At 70.0% G+C, this 18,369-nt stretch carries 24 protein-coding genes and 1 tRNA gene; 13 read left to right on the forward strand and 12 right to left on the reverse strand.

All coding sequences use genetic code 11. The features are described from left to right. Window positions 1–13: 13 nt before the first annotated feature. The 4 genes from ACGFIE_RS18305 (at window position 14) to ACGFIE_RS18320 (ending at window position 1,808) form a co-directional block, all read left to right on the forward strand. The gene (locus ACGFIE_RS18305; RefSeq protein ID WP_007463483.1) at window positions 14–451 is read left to right on the forward strand and encodes a DUF3052 domain-containing protein; all 438 of its coding nucleotides are present in this window, start codon (window positions 14–16) and stop codon (window positions 449–451) included. 89 nt (window positions 452–540) lie between these two features. Next, complete coding sequence (locus ACGFIE_RS18310) at window positions 541–1,008, forward strand: peroxiredoxin (RefSeq protein WP_363683357.1); 468 nt, start codon at window positions 541–543, stop codon at window positions 1,006–1,008. A 74-nt stretch (window positions 1,009–1,082) separates the two neighbouring features. Beyond that, window positions 1,083–1,154 (forward strand) — tRNA-Val (locus tag ACGFIE_RS18315). Between the two features lie 273 nt (window positions 1,155–1,427). After that, window positions 1,428–1,808: a hypothetical protein gene (locus tag ACGFIE_RS18320; protein ID WP_393296021.1), complete on the forward strand. Its 381-nt coding sequence runs from the start codon at window positions 1,428–1,430 to the stop codon at window positions 1,806–1,808. A 682-nt stretch (window positions 1,809–2,490) separates the two neighbouring features. On the opposite strand, the gene ACGFIE_RS18325 is transcribed toward ACGFIE_RS18320, so the two are convergent. The 4 genes from ACGFIE_RS18325 to ACGFIE_RS18340 form a co-directional block, all read right to left on the reverse strand. Further along, complete coding sequence (locus ACGFIE_RS18325) at window positions 2,491–2,775, reverse strand: hypothetical protein (RefSeq protein ID WP_393296023.1); 285 nt, start codon at window positions 2,773–2,775, stop codon at window positions 2,491–2,493. A 280-nt stretch (window positions 2,776–3,055) separates the two neighbouring features. Continuing rightward, window positions 3,056–3,490, reverse strand: coding sequence for a hypothetical protein (locus ACGFIE_RS18330; protein WP_393296025.1), 435 nt, complete (start codon window positions 3,488–3,490; stop codon window positions 3,056–3,058). A gap of 363 nt (window positions 3,491–3,853) precedes the next feature. Further along, window positions 3,854–4,432: an HD family hydrolase gene (locus ACGFIE_RS18335; protein WP_393296027.1), complete on the reverse strand. Its 579-nt coding sequence runs from the start codon at window positions 4,430–4,432 to the stop codon at window positions 3,854–3,856. Continuing rightward, window positions 4,429–5,556, reverse strand: a complete 1,128-nt coding sequence (locus tag ACGFIE_RS18340) for a helix-turn-helix domain-containing protein (RefSeq protein ID WP_393296029.1) — start codon at window positions 5,554–5,556, stop codon at window positions 4,429–4,431. Before ACGFIE_RS18340 ends, ACGFIE_RS18335 begins: the two co-directional genes overlap by 4 nt. A 582-nt stretch (window positions 5,557–6,138) precedes the next feature. Between ACGFIE_RS18340 and ACGFIE_RS18345 the strand changes: the two genes are divergently transcribed. Both ACGFIE_RS18345 and ACGFIE_RS18350 read left to right on the forward strand, forming a co-directional pair. Next, window positions 6,139–6,357, forward strand: coding sequence for a hypothetical protein (locus ACGFIE_RS18345; protein ID WP_393296031.1), 219 nt, complete (start codon window positions 6,139–6,141; stop codon window positions 6,355–6,357). After that, the gene (locus ACGFIE_RS18350) at window positions 6,354–6,527 is read left to right on the forward strand and encodes a hypothetical protein (RefSeq protein ID WP_393296033.1); all 174 of its coding nucleotides are present in this window, start codon (window positions 6,354–6,356) and stop codon (window positions 6,525–6,527) included. Before ACGFIE_RS18345 ends, ACGFIE_RS18350 begins: the two co-directional genes overlap by 4 nt. A gap of 86 nt (window positions 6,528–6,613) precedes the next feature. Here the strand turns inward: ACGFIE_RS18350 and ACGFIE_RS18355 are convergent, their stop codons facing one another. The 3 genes from ACGFIE_RS18355 to ACGFIE_RS18365 form a co-directional block, all read right to left on the reverse strand. After that, on the reverse strand, window positions 6,614–8,059 hold the full coding sequence (locus ACGFIE_RS18355) for an RICIN domain-containing protein (RefSeq protein ID WP_393296035.1): 1,446 nt from the start codon (window positions 8,057–8,059) through the stop codon (window positions 6,614–6,616). A 324-nt stretch (window positions 8,060–8,383) separates the two neighbouring features. Next, the gene (locus tag ACGFIE_RS18360) at window positions 8,384–9,256 is read right to left on the reverse strand and encodes a class I SAM-dependent methyltransferase (protein WP_393296037.1); all 873 of its coding nucleotides are present in this window, start codon (window positions 9,254–9,256) and stop codon (window positions 8,384–8,386) included. Between the two features lie 79 nt (window positions 9,257–9,335). After that, window positions 9,336–9,923 carry a TetR/AcrR family transcriptional regulator gene (locus tag ACGFIE_RS18365; RefSeq protein ID WP_393296039.1) on the reverse strand — a complete coding sequence of 196 codons (588 nt, stop codon included), beginning with the start codon at window positions 9,921–9,923 and terminating at the stop codon, window positions 9,336–9,338. Between the two features lie 86 nt (window positions 9,924–10,009). Here ACGFIE_RS18365 and ACGFIE_RS18370 point away from each other — a divergent pair, with 86 nt between their 5' ends. From ACGFIE_RS18370 to ACGFIE_RS18380, 3 genes are read left to right on the forward strand one after another with little or no spacing between them, the layout of a single operon-like run. After that, complete coding sequence (locus tag ACGFIE_RS18370) at window positions 10,010–10,456, forward strand: nuclear transport factor 2 family protein (RefSeq protein WP_393296041.1); 447 nt, start codon at window positions 10,010–10,012, stop codon at window positions 10,454–10,456. Then, window positions 10,453–10,668 (forward strand): heavy-metal-associated domain-containing protein, encoded by a 216-nt coding sequence (locus ACGFIE_RS18375; RefSeq protein WP_393296043.1) that lies wholly within the window; start codon window positions 10,453–10,455, stop codon window positions 10,666–10,668. Before ACGFIE_RS18370 ends, ACGFIE_RS18375 begins: the two co-directional genes overlap by 4 nt. A 47-nt stretch (window positions 10,669–10,715) precedes the next feature. Next, window positions 10,716–11,267, forward strand: a complete 552-nt coding sequence (locus ACGFIE_RS18380; RefSeq protein ID WP_363683339.1) for a DinB family protein — start codon at window positions 10,716–10,718, stop codon at window positions 11,265–11,267. A gap of 7 nt (window positions 11,268–11,274) precedes the next feature. On the opposite strand, the gene ACGFIE_RS18385 is transcribed toward ACGFIE_RS18380, so the two are convergent. Then, window positions 11,275–12,069, reverse strand: coding sequence for a hypothetical protein (locus tag ACGFIE_RS18385; protein ID WP_393296045.1), 795 nt, complete (start codon window positions 12,067–12,069; stop codon window positions 11,275–11,277). A 301-nt stretch (window positions 12,070–12,370) separates the two neighbouring features. Next, entirely contained in the window at window positions 12,371–13,117 is a 747-nt protein-coding gene (locus ACGFIE_RS18390; RefSeq protein ID WP_393296047.1) for an SDR family NAD(P)-dependent oxidoreductase, read from the reverse strand. A 135-nt stretch (window positions 13,118–13,252) separates the two neighbouring features. Between ACGFIE_RS18390 and ACGFIE_RS18395 the strand changes: the two genes are divergently transcribed. Then, complete coding sequence (locus ACGFIE_RS18395) at window positions 13,253–13,879, forward strand: HAD-IA family hydrolase (protein WP_393296049.1); 627 nt, start codon at window positions 13,253–13,255, stop codon at window positions 13,877–13,879. 26 nt (window positions 13,880–13,905) lie between these two features. Here the strand turns inward: ACGFIE_RS18395 and ACGFIE_RS18400 are convergent, their stop codons facing one another. Further along, window positions 13,906–14,838 carry a phosphotransferase gene (locus ACGFIE_RS18400; protein WP_393296051.1) on the reverse strand — a complete coding sequence of 311 codons (933 nt, stop codon included), beginning with the start codon at window positions 14,836–14,838 and terminating at the stop codon, window positions 13,906–13,908. 111 nt (window positions 14,839–14,949) lie between these two features. Between ACGFIE_RS18400 and ACGFIE_RS18405 the strand changes: the two genes are divergently transcribed. Continuing rightward, on the forward strand, window positions 14,950–15,438 hold the full coding sequence (locus ACGFIE_RS18405; RefSeq protein ID WP_393296053.1) for a GNAT family N-acetyltransferase: 489 nt from the start codon (window positions 14,950–14,952) through the stop codon (window positions 15,436–15,438). A gap of 78 nt (window positions 15,439–15,516) precedes the next feature. Next, window positions 15,517–16,659 (forward strand): polysaccharide pyruvyl transferase family protein, encoded by a 1,143-nt coding sequence (locus ACGFIE_RS18410; RefSeq protein WP_393296055.1) that lies wholly within the window; start codon window positions 15,517–15,519, stop codon window positions 16,657–16,659. 7 nt (window positions 16,660–16,666) lie between these two features. Here the strand turns inward: ACGFIE_RS18410 and ACGFIE_RS18415 are convergent, their stop codons facing one another. Next, window positions 16,667–16,873: a hypothetical protein gene (locus tag ACGFIE_RS18415; protein WP_363683325.1), complete on the reverse strand. Its 207-nt coding sequence runs from the start codon at window positions 16,871–16,873 to the stop codon at window positions 16,667–16,669. Between the two features lie 82 nt (window positions 16,874–16,955). Between ACGFIE_RS18415 and ACGFIE_RS18420 the strand changes: the two genes are divergently transcribed. Then, complete coding sequence (locus ACGFIE_RS18420) at window positions 16,956–17,477, forward strand: DinB family protein (RefSeq protein ID WP_393296057.1); 522 nt, start codon at window positions 16,956–16,958, stop codon at window positions 17,475–17,477. Window positions 17,478–17,496: 19 nt separating this feature from the next. On the opposite strand, the gene ACGFIE_RS18425 is transcribed toward ACGFIE_RS18420, so the two are convergent. Continuing rightward, window positions 17,497–18,366: a carbohydrate kinase family protein gene (locus ACGFIE_RS18425; RefSeq protein ID WP_393296059.1), complete on the reverse strand. Its 870-nt coding sequence runs from the start codon at window positions 18,364–18,366 to the stop codon at window positions 17,497–17,499. Window positions 18,367–18,369: the final 3 nt, after the last annotated feature.

An 18,369-nucleotide genomic window follows, 5' to 3' on the forward strand; every position in this document is an offset into this window, starting at 1 on the left:
GAGGCACGCGACAGTGAGCGCGACCGCTGGTCAGGCCGCCGACGGGGTACGCAGCCTGGCGGACCGGTTCGGCATCGAACCGGGGATGGTCGTCATGGAGATGGGGTACGACGATGACGTCGACCAGGATCTCCGGGACGCCCTGACCGACCGCTGTGGAGATCTGGTCGACGAGGACACCGACGAGGTGGTCGACGCCGTGCTGGTGTGGTACCGCGACGGCGACGGTGACCTCTTCGAGCTTCTCGTCGACGCCCTCGGCCCGCTGGCCGACAACGGCGTCGTGTGGCTGCTCACCCCGAAGGCGGGGCGTGACGGGCACGTCGAGCCGAGTGAGGTCGCGGAGTCCGCGCCCACCGCCGGCCTCCAGCAGACCTCGACCGTCAACGCCGGCCGGGACTGGAGCGGCGCCCGCCTGGTGCTGCGCCGTGGAGCCAAGGCCAAGAAGTAGCCCAATCCGTTCCCCTCGCGCCCCGGCGGTCGACGCCGCCGGGTGTGGCAGGCTGGCGTCGTCCCCCGACTCGACCCCGAGGAGTTCGCATGCCCATCGCGGTTGGCGCCGAGGCGCCGGACTTCGTGCTGAAGGACCAGAACAACCAGGAGGTCCGGTTGTCGGACTTCCGCGGCCGGCGCACCGTGCTGCTGGTCTTCTACCCGCTCGCCTTCACCGGCACCTGCCAGGGTGAGCTGAGCGAGGTGCGGGACAACCTCGACGAGTACGTGAATGACGACGTCCAGGTGCTCACCGTCAGCGTCGACTCGGCCTACAGCCACAAGATCTGGGCCGAACGCGAGGGCTACCAGTTCCCGATGCTCGCCGACTTCTGGCCGCACGGCGGCGTCGCCCAGGCGTACGGGGTCTTCAACGACGTGGCCGGCTTCGCCAACCGGGGCACCTTCGTCATCGACAAGGCCGGCGTGGTCCGCTTCGCCGAGATGAACGGCCCCGGCGAGGCCCGCGACCAGCAGGGCTGGCGCAAGGCGATCGCCGACGCGGCCGCCGGATAGGGGTACGCGTGCGGCCGGGTCGGCGGCGAACAGGTAGGCTTGCCAGCCACCGGCCCGCCGCACACGGGCGATCCGGGCGCGTAGCTCAGTGGGAGAGCACCCGCCTTACAAGCGGGGGGTCGCAGGTTCGAAACCTGCCGCGCCCACCCTTCACCAACAGCGGAAACCGTCCTGCGGAGATCAGTTCCCGGGGCGGTGACAGCAGGGAGTCCCTGGCGTGAGCGCTCCCGTGGTGCAGCCACGCAACCACCCGAGTAAAGCCAGCGGCCGGACTGCCGGCGATGCCTGGTCTCGGATGATGTTTGACGCAACGGCGTCGGACGATCCTTGACGCCAGGTCGTGATCGATTTGGTCTACTGCCTATGGCCGGTGGTAGGGCTGGTCACCCGCGTGAGGCGGAAGGGCTAGCGTGTTTCGTGTGCCTGAGGAACCCGACGAATATTTTCTGATGCACGAGGAGTCGGTGTTGGCCAGTCTGGTCGAGCTGTCCGGCGTCGAGATTCTGTGGTGCGACGACTTCTACGACGGAGCGATCGACGGGATGGCCCGGTGGGATGGGCGGGAGTTCTGGTTTGCGGGGGTCCATCCACTGGACCATCGCCCCCGGCGCTATGTCCTGCATGAGATCGGGGCCGTGGGCGTCGAGGCGGCCTCAGCGCTGCACCGTCAGCTGGGCGCATACGCTGAGGCATCCCGCCACGGACGCTTGGACTCGACCCAGAAGAGAGCGTGGGGCCAGGTGTGGGCGAGCCGGCCGGATTATCGCGGTGCCCCGGCTGTTGGGTGGTTCACCGCCTAGCCTCAGCCTCAAGGTTCAGCCAGTGGTGCTGATGCGGTGGTGCGGTTCAGGTCGGTTGTGCTGCGTCGGGGGACGGCTTTGATCGGAGTGTCGGCGTCGTAGACGGTGACGGTGCTCGTCCAAGGCAATGGCGGCAAGCTTGCGGGCATGCGCGACGCCGACCTGGATGCGTTGCCCGGCGACTTGGATGCTGCCGTTGACCGACACGACCCGCTCGACGGTGGGCGTGGTCCGGTGGTGGGATCGGGGAGACGGGTCGGGAGTCGCGGATGCGGCCGCAGGGGGTGGGCGGCAAGGGGCAGCGCAGGGTGCGGCGCAGCTGCCTGGTCTCGTCGATGACGTGCAGGAGGGTGCCATCGAGGCGGACCCGCACCCGTTGACCGGCTAGTGGCATGCCGACGCTGATCTGCCGGCCAGCGATGCTGATCCCGCCGCAGACGTTGACGACCCGGTCGACCTCGACGGCGCTGGTCTGCTGTTCGACCTGAGGTAGTGGGGGCGGTCCGGCGGGAGTGCCGCCGTCGGCCAGGAGCCGGGCGAGGTCGCGTTGGGACAGCCGGGCGAGCCGAGCAGACCACCACCCGGCCCCCCAGCGTCCGCACGTGCGTCCAGGTCCGCTTGACGTGGCGGACCGGGCGGCGGCCCGCTCCCCAGGAGGGCGGGGCGGCAGACGGGATGGCGGCTACTTGAAGATGGCGATCGGGTGCACAAGAACGTCAGGGTGCGTGAACGACAAGTCGTCATCCTCAAACGCGACATTAAGGTGAACCGCCGCCTCCTGCATGTGCTTCATCGCGTCGGTCACTGTTGTCACTTCAAGCGGCACAGGCGGGGCATCCTTCAATAGTCGAACGAGCGATTCGTTTTCGTCTGGTTTGAGAATCGAACGAACCTGGGCAATTATTTGATAGCGCTCCTCGATGTTGCCGAGCCCGGATACCAAATATTCAGATGAAAGCCTGGCCACAATTCGGGGCTTTCCCGGGCTGTTGGGTCTCAAGGAAACTGCGACAGACCGATTGCCCTCGCCGTCAGATATCCAACCCTCCTCGCCGTCGGATGCCAGTGCCGGCAGCTAATCACGCCGTACCGGCGGGTGGGACACACAGGGGCACAAGACTCTGTCAAACGTCGTCAACCAGCCACCAACGATGGCAGCCCAAGACGCCGTGTTAGCAGGTGCCGACCAGCGTTCCGGCTGGTGGTGGGACGGCTGCTCTAAGTTCCGCTTCAACGTCTGGGACTCCTCACAATTCAGCCTCGGGCGAGGCCGGCTTACTGGCAGTCGCCCCCTCACTGGATGTCCGCCATGCCCGCAGCTTGCGCCAGAAGTGCCACGGCCGGTCCAGCCAGTCCAGTACTGCGTCCTTGGCGGCAGCCAACTTATCTGGGTGTGTGCCCAACACGAACCAGCCAACTTCATCGTCACCTGAATGCTCCACGGCCATCCAGTGATCCACGGCCGCCTTCTGAAGACGCTTAACCAGTCGCCATGGCACTCCGGCGGTGCGGAGCGCGACCCGAAGGCGACCCAAGTAGACCTGTAGGTCTAACCAGTTGTTCTCACCGCCCTTGGCCCAGACGAGCCGATCCAGCTCCGCGAGCTGCTCAGCAGCAGTCCGACGTGAGTCGCTGCGCCTGCCGAATCGCGACAGACCAGCGCCAATAAGTAGCGTGATCACTGGAAGAAGCCGGTCCCATAGAGCAGTGTCAAGCACAGCGCGAAACATCCCCGAGAATCAGGTGCCCTTGGGTCTGCTGCTCGCCCACCAGGACCGACGCCGGGCGATGGCCCGAGGCGGGTGACTGACGCCGATGGACCCCCCAGTGGACAGAGCGCGCAGAACTTGCAAGCGAGGTGTCCGCACGTCGCCGCTACGGCAGCCCAAGCCGAGATCATGCCGTTTTCAGGCCGTCAGAGGCCAACCCGCAGCACCCAATGCTGACCATCTATGCCAGGCGTAACAGCAGTTTAGAAGCCAAGTCGTCCGCTTTGATCGACTACTTCCCCGCCGTTGATCAATACAACGCCAAGTGTTGAACGCTTACTCCTGTGGCGGAGGAGTGAGCCAGGCCTGAGGTTGTCCGCTGAGTGCGGCGTCGGCAAGGCGGTGGGCGCTGGCGGTCTTCAAAGCCGCTCGTGAACTGTCGATCCAGCGCTGCACGTTGTCGATGCCTTGGTGACGGTACTCGACGGCCTGGACTAGGCATTCCAGCTTGTCAGCATCACGAGCGACGACCGCCTCCATTGTCTCGCCAGCTTCATATTCGGCGACCGCGGCGGTGATGACGTCGGCGACGGCCGGTGGGCAGGCGGCGACCTGGTCGGCGGTGACGGCGGTGTTGGGTGCGGCGGTGAGGTAGCGCTTGGCGATGTGTGGGATGTCGGTGATTCGGGTTTCCTGAGTGTCGTGCAGGGTGCAGAGCATCGACACTCGGGCTGGGTCGGCGCCCTCCATGGCAGCGAGCATCATTCCGATGAGCGCCGTTCGGAAGGAGTGCTCGGCGATGGACTCGGGTTGCTTGACGCCGGCGAACCACCAGCCGGTCCGGGCGGCGCGTTTGAGGACGCCGGCTTCGAAGATGAAGTTCATCGCTCCGGCGGCGTCGTGATCGTCGGTCATCTGCCCGTCCCTGTGCCGGTGTGTCCGTCCGCCCGCAGGCTGTAGACGATTGAGGTTAGCTCCTGCCGCGACTGCGCGGAGATCCGGCCACTGTCCAGGAGGGGGACACTGCGGTCGAGGAGCGCCCGAGTCGCGGCGGGGTTGTCGAGAGCTAGACCGCGTCGTGCGGCCAGCAGAGCCCAGATGTTGTGGATGTTGAGGTCGATGAAGGGGTGCCCTGGTTCGAGGCGATGGACCAGGTGCCGAAGGAGAATTGAGCCATGCCAGTCAGCGAGCGCGTCGGGCATGAAGGAGTCGTCGCGGTGGCGGTACGGGATCTCGCCAACCCAGTAGGCCGAGTAGTTGAGGGCTGCTCGCTCGCAGGCGTCGTCGGGATGTGCGCGAGCGATGAAGTCTCGTAACGGTTCCGGGTCGCCTTGGTTGGCGAGGGACGTGACGACGGATCGGACGTCGGGCCACAGCGGTGACCACGTGTGAAAGGTGGTCGTGCGGTGTGCTCGGGGGGTGGTCTGGGTGAGCCAACCTGCTGCTGCCTTGGTGGGGTCCATGCCGGCGAGGAAGCAGGCTTGCCGGTGCAGCAGCACGTTCCTGTGCCGTCCGGCTGCGGCGCGTTCGGCGAGTACGTGAAGGTGAGCGAAGAACGTGCGTTGCTCGTCGACGGGCAGGGTCGGCCCGGAGGCGACTGGACCCCGCCGGGGATGGGCGACGGGTAGCCCTCTGGCGAAGGTCGGTGTCTGCCCGAGGACGGCCCAGAGGATCAAGTCGGTCAGACGGTGCGTGAGTACGGACCAACCCAGCGGCTGTTCGGCGATGTCGCAGCGGCCCACCTGTTCGGTGAGGACGGCGGCGAGGATCAGATCCGCCTCGGCGGCGTCGTCAAGTGCCGCGAGCAGGAGTGTGTTCGCGCCGAGCCGTCCGAGCCGGCGTCGGACGGCGATCGCCTGCCCGAGCGGTACCGCGGTGAATGGCCGGCGCCCGGATTCCCAGCTCTGCACGGTCACACGATCGACGTCCAGGTCGACGGCGAGCTGCTCCTGGGTGAGCGGGATGGACTCCCGGATCAGCTTGAACAGGTAGCCGGTTACCTGGCCACGATGCGGTGCTGATCGTCCGGGACCTCTCATGCGTCATCCCTACGTTGACCCGTGGTCGACGTTCCGCCGTGAAACCGATGCTGCGGGCAGCTCATCTGGCCTGCTCACTCGTACTGCGGGTGAGTCCAATCGCCGCCGTCGTGATCGTAGCGTCGCAGTTACCGAACGTTCCAGATCCGGCCCCGTCGTTTCGAGGTCGGCCATGGAGTGCTGCCCGGTGGAGGGAGCCAGTGATGCGTGCCAGGACACCACCATGGCGACGCGTTACCTACGACCAGTACCTGATCGCCGTCGCGATGACCCTGGCGCGGCGACACCGCCCGGTTTGGTCGTGGCGGAAGTGGAGCTGGATCTGCCGCTGTGGGGCGGAGCTGCCCTGTCGCAGCCGACACCGCGTCCCGATTAACCGGGGGCACTGGCCCGCCGAGGAGGAACAGTGAGCAACGAGGCCGAGCGGCAAATCCTGGTCGTATGTCGGCCCGGGAAAGACGGCCTTTACACTGGCTGTCGGGCGTGGTGGTCGCGGCTCACGCCGTACCCATGCCGGTGGGTGGACTGGGCGACCAGCCGGCAGGCGCGGTCGATGACGGCGGCGCTGCTCGGAGGCCGCGCATGACCATGCACGGCCCGGTGCTGCCGATCTGGAGCTGCGGCGGCTGCCATGCGCCCTGGCCCTGCCGCGCGCGTCAGCGCGAGCTACGCGCCGAGTTTGACGATGCTCCGATCTCCCTGGCTCTCTACCTAGGTGCCCAGCTGGTGCGGGCCTCCGAGGACCTGACCTGGGTGCCGGCGGATGCGCTGCACAGACGCTTCCTCGGCTGGATCCGATGAGCATCCTGCGGCCGGGCGACGAGAAGTTCCACTACAGCGACGGCTCGCACAAGTGGATCCCACCGGACCCGGACTACGACCAGGAGGTCTGGGACGAACAGCTCCGCCAGCACAAGCACGGCCATCTCAGGAACGAGCGCCCGAAGGTCCGCACCCAGCGCCTCGTCTGACGGCAGCGCAGCACAGCAACCGGCCAGCCGAACCGAGTGGCGCGCTAGCAGGCCGTTCGTGGGTGCATCAAGGCCGTCTCGTGATGTCAGGACTGGCTGCGGGTCCACTGCTGGTTCGCGCCGGTTCCGCAGGTGTACTGAGTGATGTCGGTGCCGTCTGCGGTGCCGCTGCTGACCACGTCCAGGCACTTGCCGCTGTGTCGGGCGCGCAGCTGGTAGTAGTCGCCGGTGGCGACCCACTGCCACTGCTGGTTGGTGCCCCCGCCGCAGGTGTACTGGACGACGTTTGCGTTGTTGGCGGTGGAGGCGTTGGCGACGTCGAGGCATTTGCCGCTGTTCTGGTTGACGATCCGGAAGTAGCCGCTCCCGGCGTCGCGGAACTCCCACTTCTGGTTCGCACCGCCGTTCCAGGACCATTGCCTGACTTCGGCGTTGTCGGTGGTGGCCCTGTCCAGCACGTCGACCACCTTGCCGCTGTTGCGGTTGGTGATGCGGTAGGAGGACGACGCTTCTCCGGTGACGGTGCCCGTGGCGGCGTCGATGGTGATGGTGGGATACCAGGTCAGGCTCATGGTCGTGGCGGAGGGGAAGGCGATCGGCAACCACACGTACTGGGAATCGTTTGCCGGCCCGCCCCAGGCGCCGGCCCAGCGGTCGCCGAGGTAGAGGTAGCTCGTCGTCGACGTGCCCTGGATGGGGAGCACGAAGGCCGACTGGGAGCGGAAGGTGGTCGAGTCGGCGACATTCGTCATGCCGGTCCACGGACCGGAGATGCTGGACGCAGTGGCGTACCTGGCCTGGTTCGGGCTCCAACCGGTCAGGCCGGAGGTGAGCAGGAAGTAGGTGCTACCGCGCTTGAACAGCGCCGGTGCCTCACGGTTGCCGTCGTTCCAGAAGTTGCCGACAAGCGTCGCCACGGTCAGGTAGTCGGCGGTGAGGCGGTAGATGAGCAGGTCGCGGTTCTCGTCACCGGCGGAGATCATGTAGGCCGTACCGCCGTCGTTGTAGAGCGTGATGTCTCGCGACATGTTGCCCAACGGCCGGAAGCTGCCGTGGTAGGTGTAGGTGCCGTCCACTGTGGCCGAGGAGGCGACGGCGGCCCGGGCCTCGCCGTAGTCGCTGCCGTTCTCCTTGTGCATCCACATCACGTACCGGCCGGTGCTGGCGTTGTAGATGACCTTTGGCCGCTCGATGTTCGCCGATTGCAGCTCCGCCCCCGACGCCTGGGTCAGCACGTTGTTGCGGAACTCCCAGTCGCGCAGGTTGGTGGAGCGGTAGACGGAGACGGCCCGGAACGTGTTGTTGGCGTTGCGGTTCTCACCGAACCAGTAGTAGTAGTCGCCGACCTTGAGCACCCCACCGCCGTGCGCGTGCAGCACGTTGCCGCTGGTGTCGGTGAACTGCGTGCCGTTGGGGATCGTGACCGGCGCGGCCTGGGCCGGCGCGGCGGCCAAGGTGGTGACCGCCACGATCGCCGTTCCGACCAGGCTGAGCGCTGCCACCAGGGATAGCAGCCGTCTGTTGCGTCGCACTACGTCGTCCTTCCATGGGCGGGCGGCGACCGCCGCCGGCGTCGGAGCGACGGACCACAGCGCCATCGTCCGAACCAATACATCAACGAATGTACATCTATTGTCGCCGACCGCCTTCGCCGGCTTCCGCCGTCGTGGAAGCTGACAACGAGGTGTCGCTTGACCGCACCCGTTAGCCTTCGCGGCTATGGGCGCAATCAAACCGTGGCACCTCGTACTCCTCAGCATCTGTTGTCTGCTGCCGACGGTGGTGGCGGTCGCGGGTGGTGTCTGGGCCGTACGCCGAAAGCGCACCCGGCGCTGAGGCCGTAGTCCCACGCGGGGTCAGGCGCGATCCGCGACCATCACTCGGCTGTGGGCGAGTGACGTGGCACGGCGGACCGGTAGGGCGAGTGCCCGCGCCGTGTCGAGCAGGTCGTGGTCGCCGGTGACGGTGAAGCCGTGGCGGGCGAGCAGGGTGGCCATGGCGTCGGGTGTCCAGGTCGAGCGCCATGGCTCCTTCGCCCAGACGCTCCGCCGGCCGGTGGACGCCATCAGCAGCCGTGCGACGAGCCGGCCCAGCGTCAGAGATGTCCCGGGTAGTTGGAAGTTGACGATGAGACGGCTGTGCGGCGCCGAGCAGGCGGCGATCGCGGCGACCGTCGTAGACACCTCGGCCCTGGTCAGATACGGCACGACGCCCTCCCAGATCCACGTCGTCGGCTCGCTGGGGCGATGCCCGGCCGCTGCCAGCGCCGCGGCGAGCCGGTCGCGGCCGAAGTCCACCGCGACGAACGTCGGTCCGGTGCCGGGCAGACCCTCGGCGCGTTCCCGCTTGTCGCGTTGGCTGCTCGGCTGGTCGACCTCGAAAACCGTCGCACCGGCGAGCTCCGGCATCCGCCAGGCGCGACCGTCCAGCCCGGCTCCAAGGATCACCACCTGCGGGGTCGGGTGCGCCCGTACGGCGTCGTCGATCGCGACCGTGCGGGGCACGATCATCTCGGCGTTGGCCCGCACCGTCTCGTAGTCGACCCGTTGCCGCCACGGCTGGGGAACAGCAGCGTCGCGTACCCACTCGACGGCCTCGCGCTCGTCGGCGCGGAGCAGGCGCACGGCCGTCGGGTCCGCGAAACGGCCGGGAGCGACCAGGCCGTCCGCCGCCGCGCGGCCCTGGCAGACAAGCACCGCCGTACGGCTCGGCTGTGGGGTTCTCGGCACTGGTGTCGCTCCCCTCCTCGCTCGGCGTCGGCTCTGCGTGCCGACGGTACCGTCACGCACGGCCGGTCGGTCGGTCGGATCAGCTTCCGGGTCGGAGCGCCCGGAGCAGGACGGTGCGCAGCGCGTCCGCGGCCTCGGCCGGCTTCATCCGGCCGGCCTCCACCTCCTCGCCGGCGGCGTGCCCGATCTTGATGGTCACCGCGGTGAGCCACTCGGCCGGGACCTTCTTGTCGAACTCGCCGCTCGCCTGACCGCGCCGGATCACCCCACCGATCCGATCGGCGATCGGCGCGTGGCGCTCCTGGTCGGTGTGCGGGCTCACCGGAAGCGACGCGATGTGCTGGGCGAGGACCGGATAGCGCGCTGCGGTCCGACTGCCGGCCTCGAGGACGCGCAGCAGCGCGTCGGCGGCCGAGCCGGTGTCCGGTTCGGCGGCGTCCATCGCGGCGGTGGCCTCGTCGGTGATCCGGTCGACGACCGCTGCCAGCAGGTGCTCGCGGGACGGGAAGTGGGCGTAGACGGTCTGCCGGGTCACCCCCGCCGCGTTGGCGATGGCGTCGAGGCTTGCGTCGGGCTGCCCATCGAGTAACCGGAGTGCCGCGTCGAGGATCGCACCGCTGTTGCGGCGGGCGTCGGCCCGACGGTTGCGCTCCGCTGAACCACTCATCTTTTACACCTTGCCAAGGTTCTCGGGTGTCGATATATTACAGCTCGTCAAACTTAGCTCGCGATCACGGACTGGCGGTGGGTGGTATGCGCGCTCTCGACGGCACCGATCCCCGGCAGTTCATCGCCGACTTCTTCACCTCCTTCATGGCGGACCTGGTCCGCGGGGAGGAGGACATCGCACTTGTCGTCGACCGCTATCACACGCCCGACATCGTGCAGATCGCCGATGGCAGCCGGATGGACCGCGCCAAGCTCATCGCACACACCCGGCCGGCGCAGAAGCACCAACCCGACGCCCGCTGGGAGGTGCACGAGGCCCTGGCCGACGGCGACCGGATCGCCGCCCGCTACACCCTGCACTTCCGCAACCGCAACCGGGACGGCAGCGTGGAGGTGCACTTCTTCGGGCAGTTCGCCGACGACGGTCGGTTGCGCCGGGCGCACATGCTCACCCGCCCCGTGCCCGTCGGGGCCGGCGTGACGCCGCCACCGCCGCCACAGGCGCCCACCGGCGGGCAGGATCCGACATGACCGTCGGCATCTACCGCGTGGTCGGCATGGCCTGTGGGCACTGCGAACGCTTCGTCACCGAGGAGATCGAACAGATCCCCGGCGTCACCGCCGTGGCTGTCGATGTCGAACTCGACACCGTCACGGTGACCAGCGAAGCGCCTCTGGACATCGCCGAGGTACGCGCCGCGGTCGAGGAAGCCGGCTACGAACTCCCCGACACGCAGCCCTGAGTCGACCATCTGGACCGCCCTCGGTCGGCCCGCTAGCGTCGACCACCATGACCAACGCGAATGAGCACGGTCACCCGGAGCCGCCGGTAGCGGGCGACGAGACCGCCACCCTGCTGGGTTCCCTGGACCGCCAGCGCGCCACCCTGGCGTGGAAGACCGGTGGGCTCGACGCGGCCGGGCTGCGGGCGACGCTCGGTCCGTCGTCGATCACCCTGGGCGGGCTGCTCAAGCATCTGGCGCTGGTCGAGGATCTCTACTTCTCGTTGAAGCTGGCCGGGCGCTCACCCGGGCCGCCGTGGGACACCGTCGACTGGGACGCCAACCCCGGCTGGGACTGGCGATCGGCAGCCGACGACACCCCCGACCAGCTCTACACGCTGTGGCGCGAGGCGGTGGCCCGCTCCCGGGCCACCGTCGCCGAGTTGCTCGCCGACGGCGGCCCGGAACAGTTGGCCCGGGGCGAGTGGCCCGACGGTCGGGTGCCGAGCCTGCGCCGCGTCCTGGTCGACCTGATCGAGGAGTACGCGCGGCACGTCGGGCACGCCGACCTGATCCGAGAGTCGGTGGACGGCCTCACCGGCGAGGATCCGCCGCGCTGACCGGGGACTACCTGGTCACCAGGTTGCGTAGTGCCACGATCGCCGCCCGATCACTGACCTCGGCGTAGATCTTCCTGTCGGCGCCGACCAGGACGAAGTACGGGCACTTCTGGTCGTCGCCGTTCATCTTCTTCTCCAGCAGCTTGCGGCCGGTCGCCGCCTCGTACACCCGCAGACGCCAACTGGTCCGCACCAGCGGCAGGCTCTGCGGCTTCGGATCGTCGAACTTGCAGGTCCGGATCGTCGAGCCGGAGCTGACCCGGTCCAGGCAGGCGACCATCTGCACGACCCTGGGGTCGTCCGAGGACCACGTCTGCTCGACCTTCTTGGACAGGCCCAGGTCGTAGTAGTAGCCGCCGTCCTTCTGACGCAGACCAGGGGTGTCCGACAGGAGCAGGACGACCGGGTGCGGTGCCTTACCGGCGCGCTTGGGCAACTCGGGGTAGTAGATGTCCTCGTCGCACACCCGGTTCAGGTCCTCGATCTTCTCCGCCGGGTACGCGCTGGCCTGCGGCCCCTGCACGACGGGTTCCTCGGAGAGGCTGGGGGAGGGGCTGGCGATCGGGCCGCCGTCGGTCGGGGGGCGCGCCGGCGCGGTGGCGTCCGGGCCGGACGCGGTGGTCTCCCTGTCGCGCAGCAGGAAGAAGCCGCTGACCAGGCCGAGGCACAGCACCAGCAGGACGACCACGACGCCCCCGACGACGGCGGCGACGATGGCGGTGCGGTTCGAACTGGTGGGCGGCTCGGCGGCAACCCACCCGGGCGGGCCGGTCGGGTAGACCGGCTGCGCCGGCAGCTGCATGGCTGGCGCCTGGTCCGGCGTGGACGCGAGCTCGGGCGACGTCTCCGGCGCGACAGCGGGATCTGGTGTTGCATCTGACGCCGGGCTGGGGTCCGGCGGCGGGCTTGCGGCAGGTTCAGCCCCGGTCATGGCGACGTCCTTTGTTGATCAAGGGAAAGGCGTCACTGTATCAACCGCGCGTACACAACGTGACCCCGTTTTCGACAGCCCGTCGGGCTCAGGTGCGGTCGGCGACCACCAGCTCACCGTCGCCCGTCAGGAGAGCGCCGACCGGTGGGCGACCCGCCGCGACCAGCGTTCCTCAGCTCGTGAAGCCGCCGTCCACGTTGATCACCGCGCCGGTCACGTACCCGGCTTCGGGGCTGGCCAGGTGTGCGACGGTGGCCGCTATTTCGGCGGGGCGCGCGTAGCGGCCGAGGGCGGTGAAGCCGGCGATGGTCCCCGCGTTCGGCCCGTCGGCCGGGTTGGCGTCGGTGTCGGTGGGCCCCGGGTTGACCAGGTTGACGGTGATGCCCCGGGGGCCCAGCTCGCGGGCCAGGCCCCGGGTCAATCCGACCAGGGCGGTCTTGCTCATCGCGTAGAGCGCCAGCCCGGGGAAGACCGCCCGTTCCCCGACGTTGCTGCCGATGCTGATGATCCGTCCACCGTCGCCCAGGTGCCGCAGCGCGGCCCGCACGGCGAGGTACGGCGCCCGCACGTTCACGGCGATCGTCTGCTCCAGCTCCGTTGCGCCGAGGTCGCCGACGGCGCCGACCAGGAACACCGCCGCGTTGTTGACCAGGATGTCCAGTCGGCCCAGCTCGGCGGCGGCGCTGTCCACCGCGTCGTGAACGGCGTCCGGGTCGGCGTTGTCGACCTGGATGGCGTACGCCCGCCGGCCCAGCGCCTCGATCTGCTTCACCACGACCGCGGCCCGCTCGGCGTTCTGCCGGTAGGTGAGCGCCACGTCGGCCCCGTCCTGTGCGAGGCGCAGCGCGATACCGGCCCCGATGCCGCGGGAGCCCCCGGTCACCAGGGCGGCCTTGCCGTCAAGTGTCGTCGTCGTCATGCAAACGATCATGTCGGCGGCTCGTGGTCGAGTCTGGCGGCCATCGGACCACTCGTTCCCAGCGCCGGGTCCGTTTCCCGCCAACGGTCAGTGACGCCCTATTCTCGCAACGGAGCGTACGGGGGGAGCGTGGTCGTGGGACTGGCTGACGTCGATGCGGTGCTGTTCGACATGGACGGCACGCTTGTCGACTCCGACGCCGCCGTCGAGCGGGCCTGGGAGCGCTGGGCCTCCGAGTACGCCGTCGAGCCGGCGGCGGCGCTCGCGATCGCGCACGGCAGACCCGCCGACCAGACGATCCGCCGGCTGCTTCCCGCGCTTGACGACGCGGCGGTCGCCGTGGCGGCGGCCCGGCAACTGGCGTTGCAGTACGACGACCTGTCCGACGTGACCGCCACCCCGGGCGCCCACGAGCTGCTGTCGACGCTGCCCCGGTTGGGGTTGCCCTGGGCGGTGGTGACAAGCGCCGACGTCCGGTTGGCGCAGGCCCGCCTCGGTGCCGCCGGCATCACCGCGCCCGTGCTTGTCACAGTCGAGGACGTACGCGCGGGCAAGCCGGACCCGGAGGGCTACCTGCGGGCCGCCGCGCTGCTCGACGTGTCGCCGACGCGCTGCCTGGTCGTCGAGGACGCCGAGGTCGGGTTGCGGGCCGGGCGCGCGGCAGGGGCGATGACCGCAGCGCTCAAGGGACTCGACGGTGACCTGCGGCTGGTCGACCTGACACAACTGGCGTACGGGTTGGCAGCGGCTGCGGCACGCTGACCGCCAGCCCTGCCGAGACGCCGAGGTCAGCCGAGTCGCTGGGCCAGCCAGGGGAGCAGCGCGTCGGCCTGGGCCTGCTGGAACGCCCGTACGGTAGGGATGCCTGTGGGTGATGGGCGGCGGGCGCTGTCGGCGAAGAAGCCGGCCAGCCCGGCGTACACCCCGGTGAGCGCGGCAGGGTCGACACCGGCGGTGAGCGGCAGCCGGCGCAGCAGTGCCTCGGTGTCGTGCCCGCCGTGCAGCCGGACGTTCACCAGCAGCAACGCGGTGTCCAGCCAGGCGGGCCCCCGGCAGGCCCACGGCCAGTCGACCACTGTCAGCGTGCCGGCCGCGTCGAGCAGCAGGTTGTCGGCCCGCACGTCCAGGTGGCAGAGGGTGTCTCCGGTCAGCGCGGCGACGCCCTCGTCGGCGGCGGCGCGCAGCTGGTCCAGGTGCGCCCGGGCCCACGGGTCCAGCCGATCCGGTGGGTCGGCGGCGATCCGGTGCCAGCCGGCGAAGTCCCCGGCCAGCAGCTCGGCGGCGGCCGGAACGTGCCCCACGGGGCTGGGGGTGAGCGCGACGGCCATCGCCTCCAGGGCGTCCAGCACGCCTGTCAGCTCGTCGGCCCGCCACGGGGTTGTCGGGTGCCGTCCGTCCACGTCGGAGAAGACCAGCGCCACCCACTCGCCGTCGTCGTGGCAGCCCAGCAGGCGGGGCGTCGGCGCCGTCGCCGGCAGCGCGCCGGCGGTACGGGCCTCGGCGCGGTGCATGACCGGACTGTCCGGGTTCTGTGCCGGGCTGACCGCCTTCACGAAGGCCCGCCGGCCGCCAGCGGTGCGGACCCGGTCGGCGGTGCCCGGCGAGAAGCCGCCCGGCTGGGACACCGCCTCGACCACCCGGTCACCGATGATGCCCTCCACGGCGGACCGGACCGCCGCCGGCAGATCACCCCAGCCGATCCGCGTCGCTGTCCGCTGCATCCGCCCACGGTGCGCCCGGCCCGCCTCGCCGAACAACCCAATTCCCGGTGGCGGCGTCGGCGGTGGTCTGCTGCACTACGCGCTGAATCCGAGATCGAAGGGGAGGCCCCGGTGGAGCTGACGTTGACGCCGATGACCGAAGAGGAACTGGCGCGGCTGTGGGAACCGCTGGAGGTGGGCTACGCCGAGGATCTGGTCGCGCACCGGGGCATGACCCCGGAGGCGGCCCGCGAGCGGTCGGCGCAGCAGCTGCGGGAGGGGCTGCCGGCGGGCGCCGCCACCGAGGGCGTGCTGCTGCGGTTGGCGCGGGTCGGCGACACCGAGGTCGGCTGGATCTGGGTGGGCCTGCCCGGGGTGGGTACCGCGGGCGGTCCGACGCAGGCGTGGATTTCGAACATCGAGGTGCATCCGGAGCATCGGGGGCGTGGGCACGCCCGGCGGATGATCCAGCTCATCGAGGCCGAACTGGCCGGACTCGGCGTGCCCGAGCTGGGATTGAACGTCTTCGGCACGAACACCGTGGCGATCGGGCTCTACCGGAGTTTGGGCTTCGAGGTCACCGCGCAGCAGATGGCCAAGCGCCTCGACCCGGCTGGCTGAGCACCCCCGGCCCGGCCCAGGACTGTTCGCCCGACCAGCGGGAAACCGTGGCGGACCGCACCTGGGGAGGAGCGACGGATGACGCATGGCGCCGGACTGACCATCGGTGTGCTCGGCTCGTACGGCGGCCGGAACCTCGGCGACGAGGCGATCCTGACCGGTCTGCTCACCGATCTACGCACGCAGGAACCGAACGCCCGGATCATCGTCTTCTCCCGCAACCCGGAACACACCCGGGGCGCGCACCCCGACGTGGAGGCGGTGCCCTGGGAGGGCGTCAGCCGTACCGACTCGGCGTTGGTGCTGGCCCAACTCGACCTGCTCATCCTGGGCGGCGGCGGGATCCTCTACGACCGGGAGGCCCGCCGCTACCTGCGGGTCGTCCGGGTCGCCCAGGAACGCGGCCTGCCCCTCATCACGTACGCGGTGGGCGTCGGGCCGCTCAGCGACGCCGTCGACACCGGCATGGTCCGCGAGACTCTCGCCGGCGCGACCCAGGTGACCGTGCGCGACCAGGAGTCCCGGATGGTCCTGGAAGAGGCGGGACTGCTCAACCCGATCACGGTCACCGCCGACCCGGCGTTCCTGTTGCAGCCCGCCGACTTCCCGGCGCACCTGCTCGCCGAGGAGGGGGTGCCGGCCGGTAAGAGGCTGGTCGGGATCAGCGTGCGGGAGCCGGGACGGGCCGCGGAACGCCTCGACGTCGACGGCTACCACCGGCTGCTCGCCCAGATCGGTGACTTCCTGGTGCACCGCATCGACGCGTACGTGCTGTTCGTGCCGATGGAACGCGACGACATCCGGCACGCCCACGGGGTGCTGTCGCACATGGTCGCCGCCGAGCGGGGGCGAATCCTGCACGGCACCTACTCGCCGGAGCAGGTGCTCGGGCTGATGCGCCACTTCGATCTGGCCGTCGGCATGCGCCTGCACTTCCTGATCTTCGCGGCGATGGTGGGCACGCCGTTCCTGCCGCTGCCGTACGCCGGCAAGGTCTTCGACCTGGCCCAGCGGCTCGGTGTGCCGGCGCTGCGCGGTGTGGAGCGGGAGGTGGAGGGGCCACTGCTGGCCGAGGTCGACCGGCTGTGGGACGAACGCGCGGAACGCGCCGAGGCCACCGCCCGCCGGGTCGCCGAGGTCTGCGAGCAGGCCCGGGGCACCGCGGAGGTCACCCGTGGCGTGCTGGACAGGCTGCGCAGTCAGATCCTCACCCGGGCCTGACCCGCGATCACACCGCCGGGCCGGTCCACCGGTAGCGCCACTCGCGGCTCTCCTCGCGGGCGGACTCCAACTCGTAGATCTGCGCCTCGGCCAACCCACCGGACCCGAGGTGGTGGTGGGTGAGCGGGGGGCGGTCGTTGGTGTCCAGCTCGACGGTCACGGTCTGCCCGTCCGCCGCGCCGCCGACGAGGAGAATCTGCACGGATGAAGCCATGCGCCCATCCTGCCTGTCGCGAGCGCGCCTCGCAGCGGGATGCGGGGCAGCGCGGCGGCCCCGACGTCGTTAGGGTCGGCGAATGGCGGAGCAGACCATCGATCCGACGCTCGGCCCGGTGCTCGCCCGCGTCGGCGACGAGCGCGCCGTGCTGGACTCGTTCCTCGACTTCCACCGTGGCATGGTGCTGCGCAAGGTGCGCGGCCTGTCCGACGCCGAGGCGACCCGCCGGCTGGTGCCCTCCGCGACCACGCTCGCCGGGCTTCTCAAGCACCTGACGCTGATCGAGCGGAACTGGTTTCCGGTGCTACTGGCGCCCGAGCCCGGCGACGTCTACCTGACCTCGGAGGAGGACGCGGTCGCGAGCTTCACGCTCGACGAGCGCGACACGGTCGACGGGCTCGCCGAGGCGTACGAGCGGGCCTGCGCCCGGTCCCGGGCGGTCGCCGCACGCTTCGACCTCGACCACGTGGTGCCGCATCCGCAGCTCGGTGAGGTGTCGGTGCGTTGGATCCTGGTCCACCTGATCGAGGAGACGGCCCGGCACGCCGGCCACGCCGACATCCTGCGCGAACTGACCGACGGGTCGACAGGCGCGCTCTGAGCCCGGCCATCCGTCGTCATCAGGCGGGTAGCAGGCCCGGCGGATACTCCATGCCGTCGTGGGCGCAGGCCGCCGCCGCGACCCGTGCCGCGTACCGAGCCGCCGCCGTCAGGGGCTCGCCCCGCAACCGCCCGGCGATCAGCCCGGCCGCGAACGCGTCGCCGGCCCCGTTGCTGTCCACCACCGGCCCCGGCGCGGCGGCGGGCGGCACCGGCACCCGCGTGCCGTCGCCCGGGTACAGCTCGGCGCCGTCCGCGCCCCGGGTCACCACCACGGTCCGGGGCGCCAGCGTGCCGGCGAGCGCCGTGGCCCGCTCGCCCAGCCGCACCCCGCTGACCAGAACCAGGTCGGCGACCTCGGCGAACGGCCGGTGGTAGGGGTTGGTGCCGTCCCAGTCGTGCAGGTCGGTGGAGAGCGACACGCCCGCCGGGAGCGCGGCCCGCACGGCGGGCAGCAGCGGCACCACCCAGTCCATGATCGAAAGGTGTACGTGCCGGACGTCCCGGACCAGTTCGGCGACCTGGCCGGGCGAGAACGGCGGGTCGCCCCGCCACGGGCGCGGGTCGTACAGCGAGGTGCGCCGGCCGCCGGGGTCCACCAGGTTCACCGACCGTCGGGTGCCACTGCGGTCCCGCGCCAGCACCGCCGGCACCCCGGCCCGGGTCAGCGCCGCCCGGACCAGATCGCCGGCTGGGTCCGCGCCGAGGGTGTCGACCACCCGTACCCGCAGGCCGAGCGCCCGAGCGGCCAGCGCCACCCCGGCGCCGGTGTTGCCGATCCGCAGCTCGATCGGCTCGACGGTGTGCGAGTCGGCGGCCGGCAGCGGCAGCGCGGGCACCCGGACCCGCACGTCCACCCCAAGCCCGCCAACAACCAGCAGATCCTCCACGCG

It is taken from the genome of Micromonospora sp. NPDC049275, from assembly GCF_043197115.1.
In the GTDB taxonomy this organism is placed as follows: Bacteria; Actinomycetota; Actinomycetes; order Mycobacteriales; family Micromonosporaceae; genus Micromonospora.

Coding starts and splice junctions, on each gene's coding strand:
- ACGFIE_RS18310 (WP_363683357.1), top strand. CDS start 541: ATGCCCATCGCGGTTGGCGCCGAGGCGCCGGACTTCGTGCTGAAGGAC.
- ACGFIE_RS18335 (WP_393296027.1), bottom strand. CDS start 4,432: ATGACCGACGATCACGACGCCGCCGGAGCGATGAACTTCATCTTCGAA.
- ACGFIE_RS18340 (WP_393296029.1), bottom strand. CDS start 5,556: ATGAGAGGTCCCGGACGATCAGCACCGCATCGTGGCCAGGTAACCGGC.
- ACGFIE_RS18345 (WP_393296031.1), top strand. CDS start 6,139: ATGACCATGCACGGCCCGGTGCTGCCGATCTGGAGCTGCGGCGGCTGC.
- ACGFIE_RS18350 (WP_393296033.1), top strand. CDS start 6,354: ATGAGCATCCTGCGGCCGGGCGACGAGAAGTTCCACTACAGCGACGGC.
- ACGFIE_RS18365 (WP_393296039.1), bottom strand. CDS start 9,923: ATGAGTGGTTCAGCGGAGCGCAACCGTCGGGCCGACGCCCGCCGCAAC.
- ACGFIE_RS18370 (WP_393296041.1), top strand. CDS start 10,010: ATGCGCGCTCTCGACGGCACCGATCCCCGGCAGTTCATCGCCGACTTC.
- ACGFIE_RS18375 (WP_393296043.1), top strand. CDS start 10,453: ATGACCGTCGGCATCTACCGCGTGGTCGGCATGGCCTGTGGGCACTGC.
- ACGFIE_RS18380 (WP_363683339.1), top strand. CDS start 10,716: ATGACCAACGCGAATGAGCACGGTCACCCGGAGCCGCCGGTAGCGGGC.
- ACGFIE_RS18385 (WP_393296045.1), bottom strand. CDS start 12,069: ATGCAGCTGCCGGCGCAGCCGGTCTACCCGACCGGCCCGCCCGGGTGG.
- ACGFIE_RS18390 (WP_393296047.1), bottom strand. CDS start 13,117: ATGACGACGACGACACTTGACGGCAAGGCCGCCCTGGTGACCGGGGGC.
- ACGFIE_RS18400 (WP_393296051.1), bottom strand. CDS start 14,838: ATGCAGCGGACAGCGACGCGGATCGGCTGGGGTGATCTGCCGGCGGCG.
- ACGFIE_RS18410 (WP_393296055.1), top strand. CDS start 15,517: ATGACGCATGGCGCCGGACTGACCATCGGTGTGCTCGGCTCGTACGGC.
- ACGFIE_RS18415 (WP_363683325.1), bottom strand. CDS start 16,873: ATGGCTTCATCCGTGCAGATTCTCCTCGTCGGCGGCGCGGCGGACGGG.
- ACGFIE_RS18420 (WP_393296057.1), top strand. CDS start 16,956: ATGGCGGAGCAGACCATCGATCCGACGCTCGGCCCGGTGCTCGCCCGC.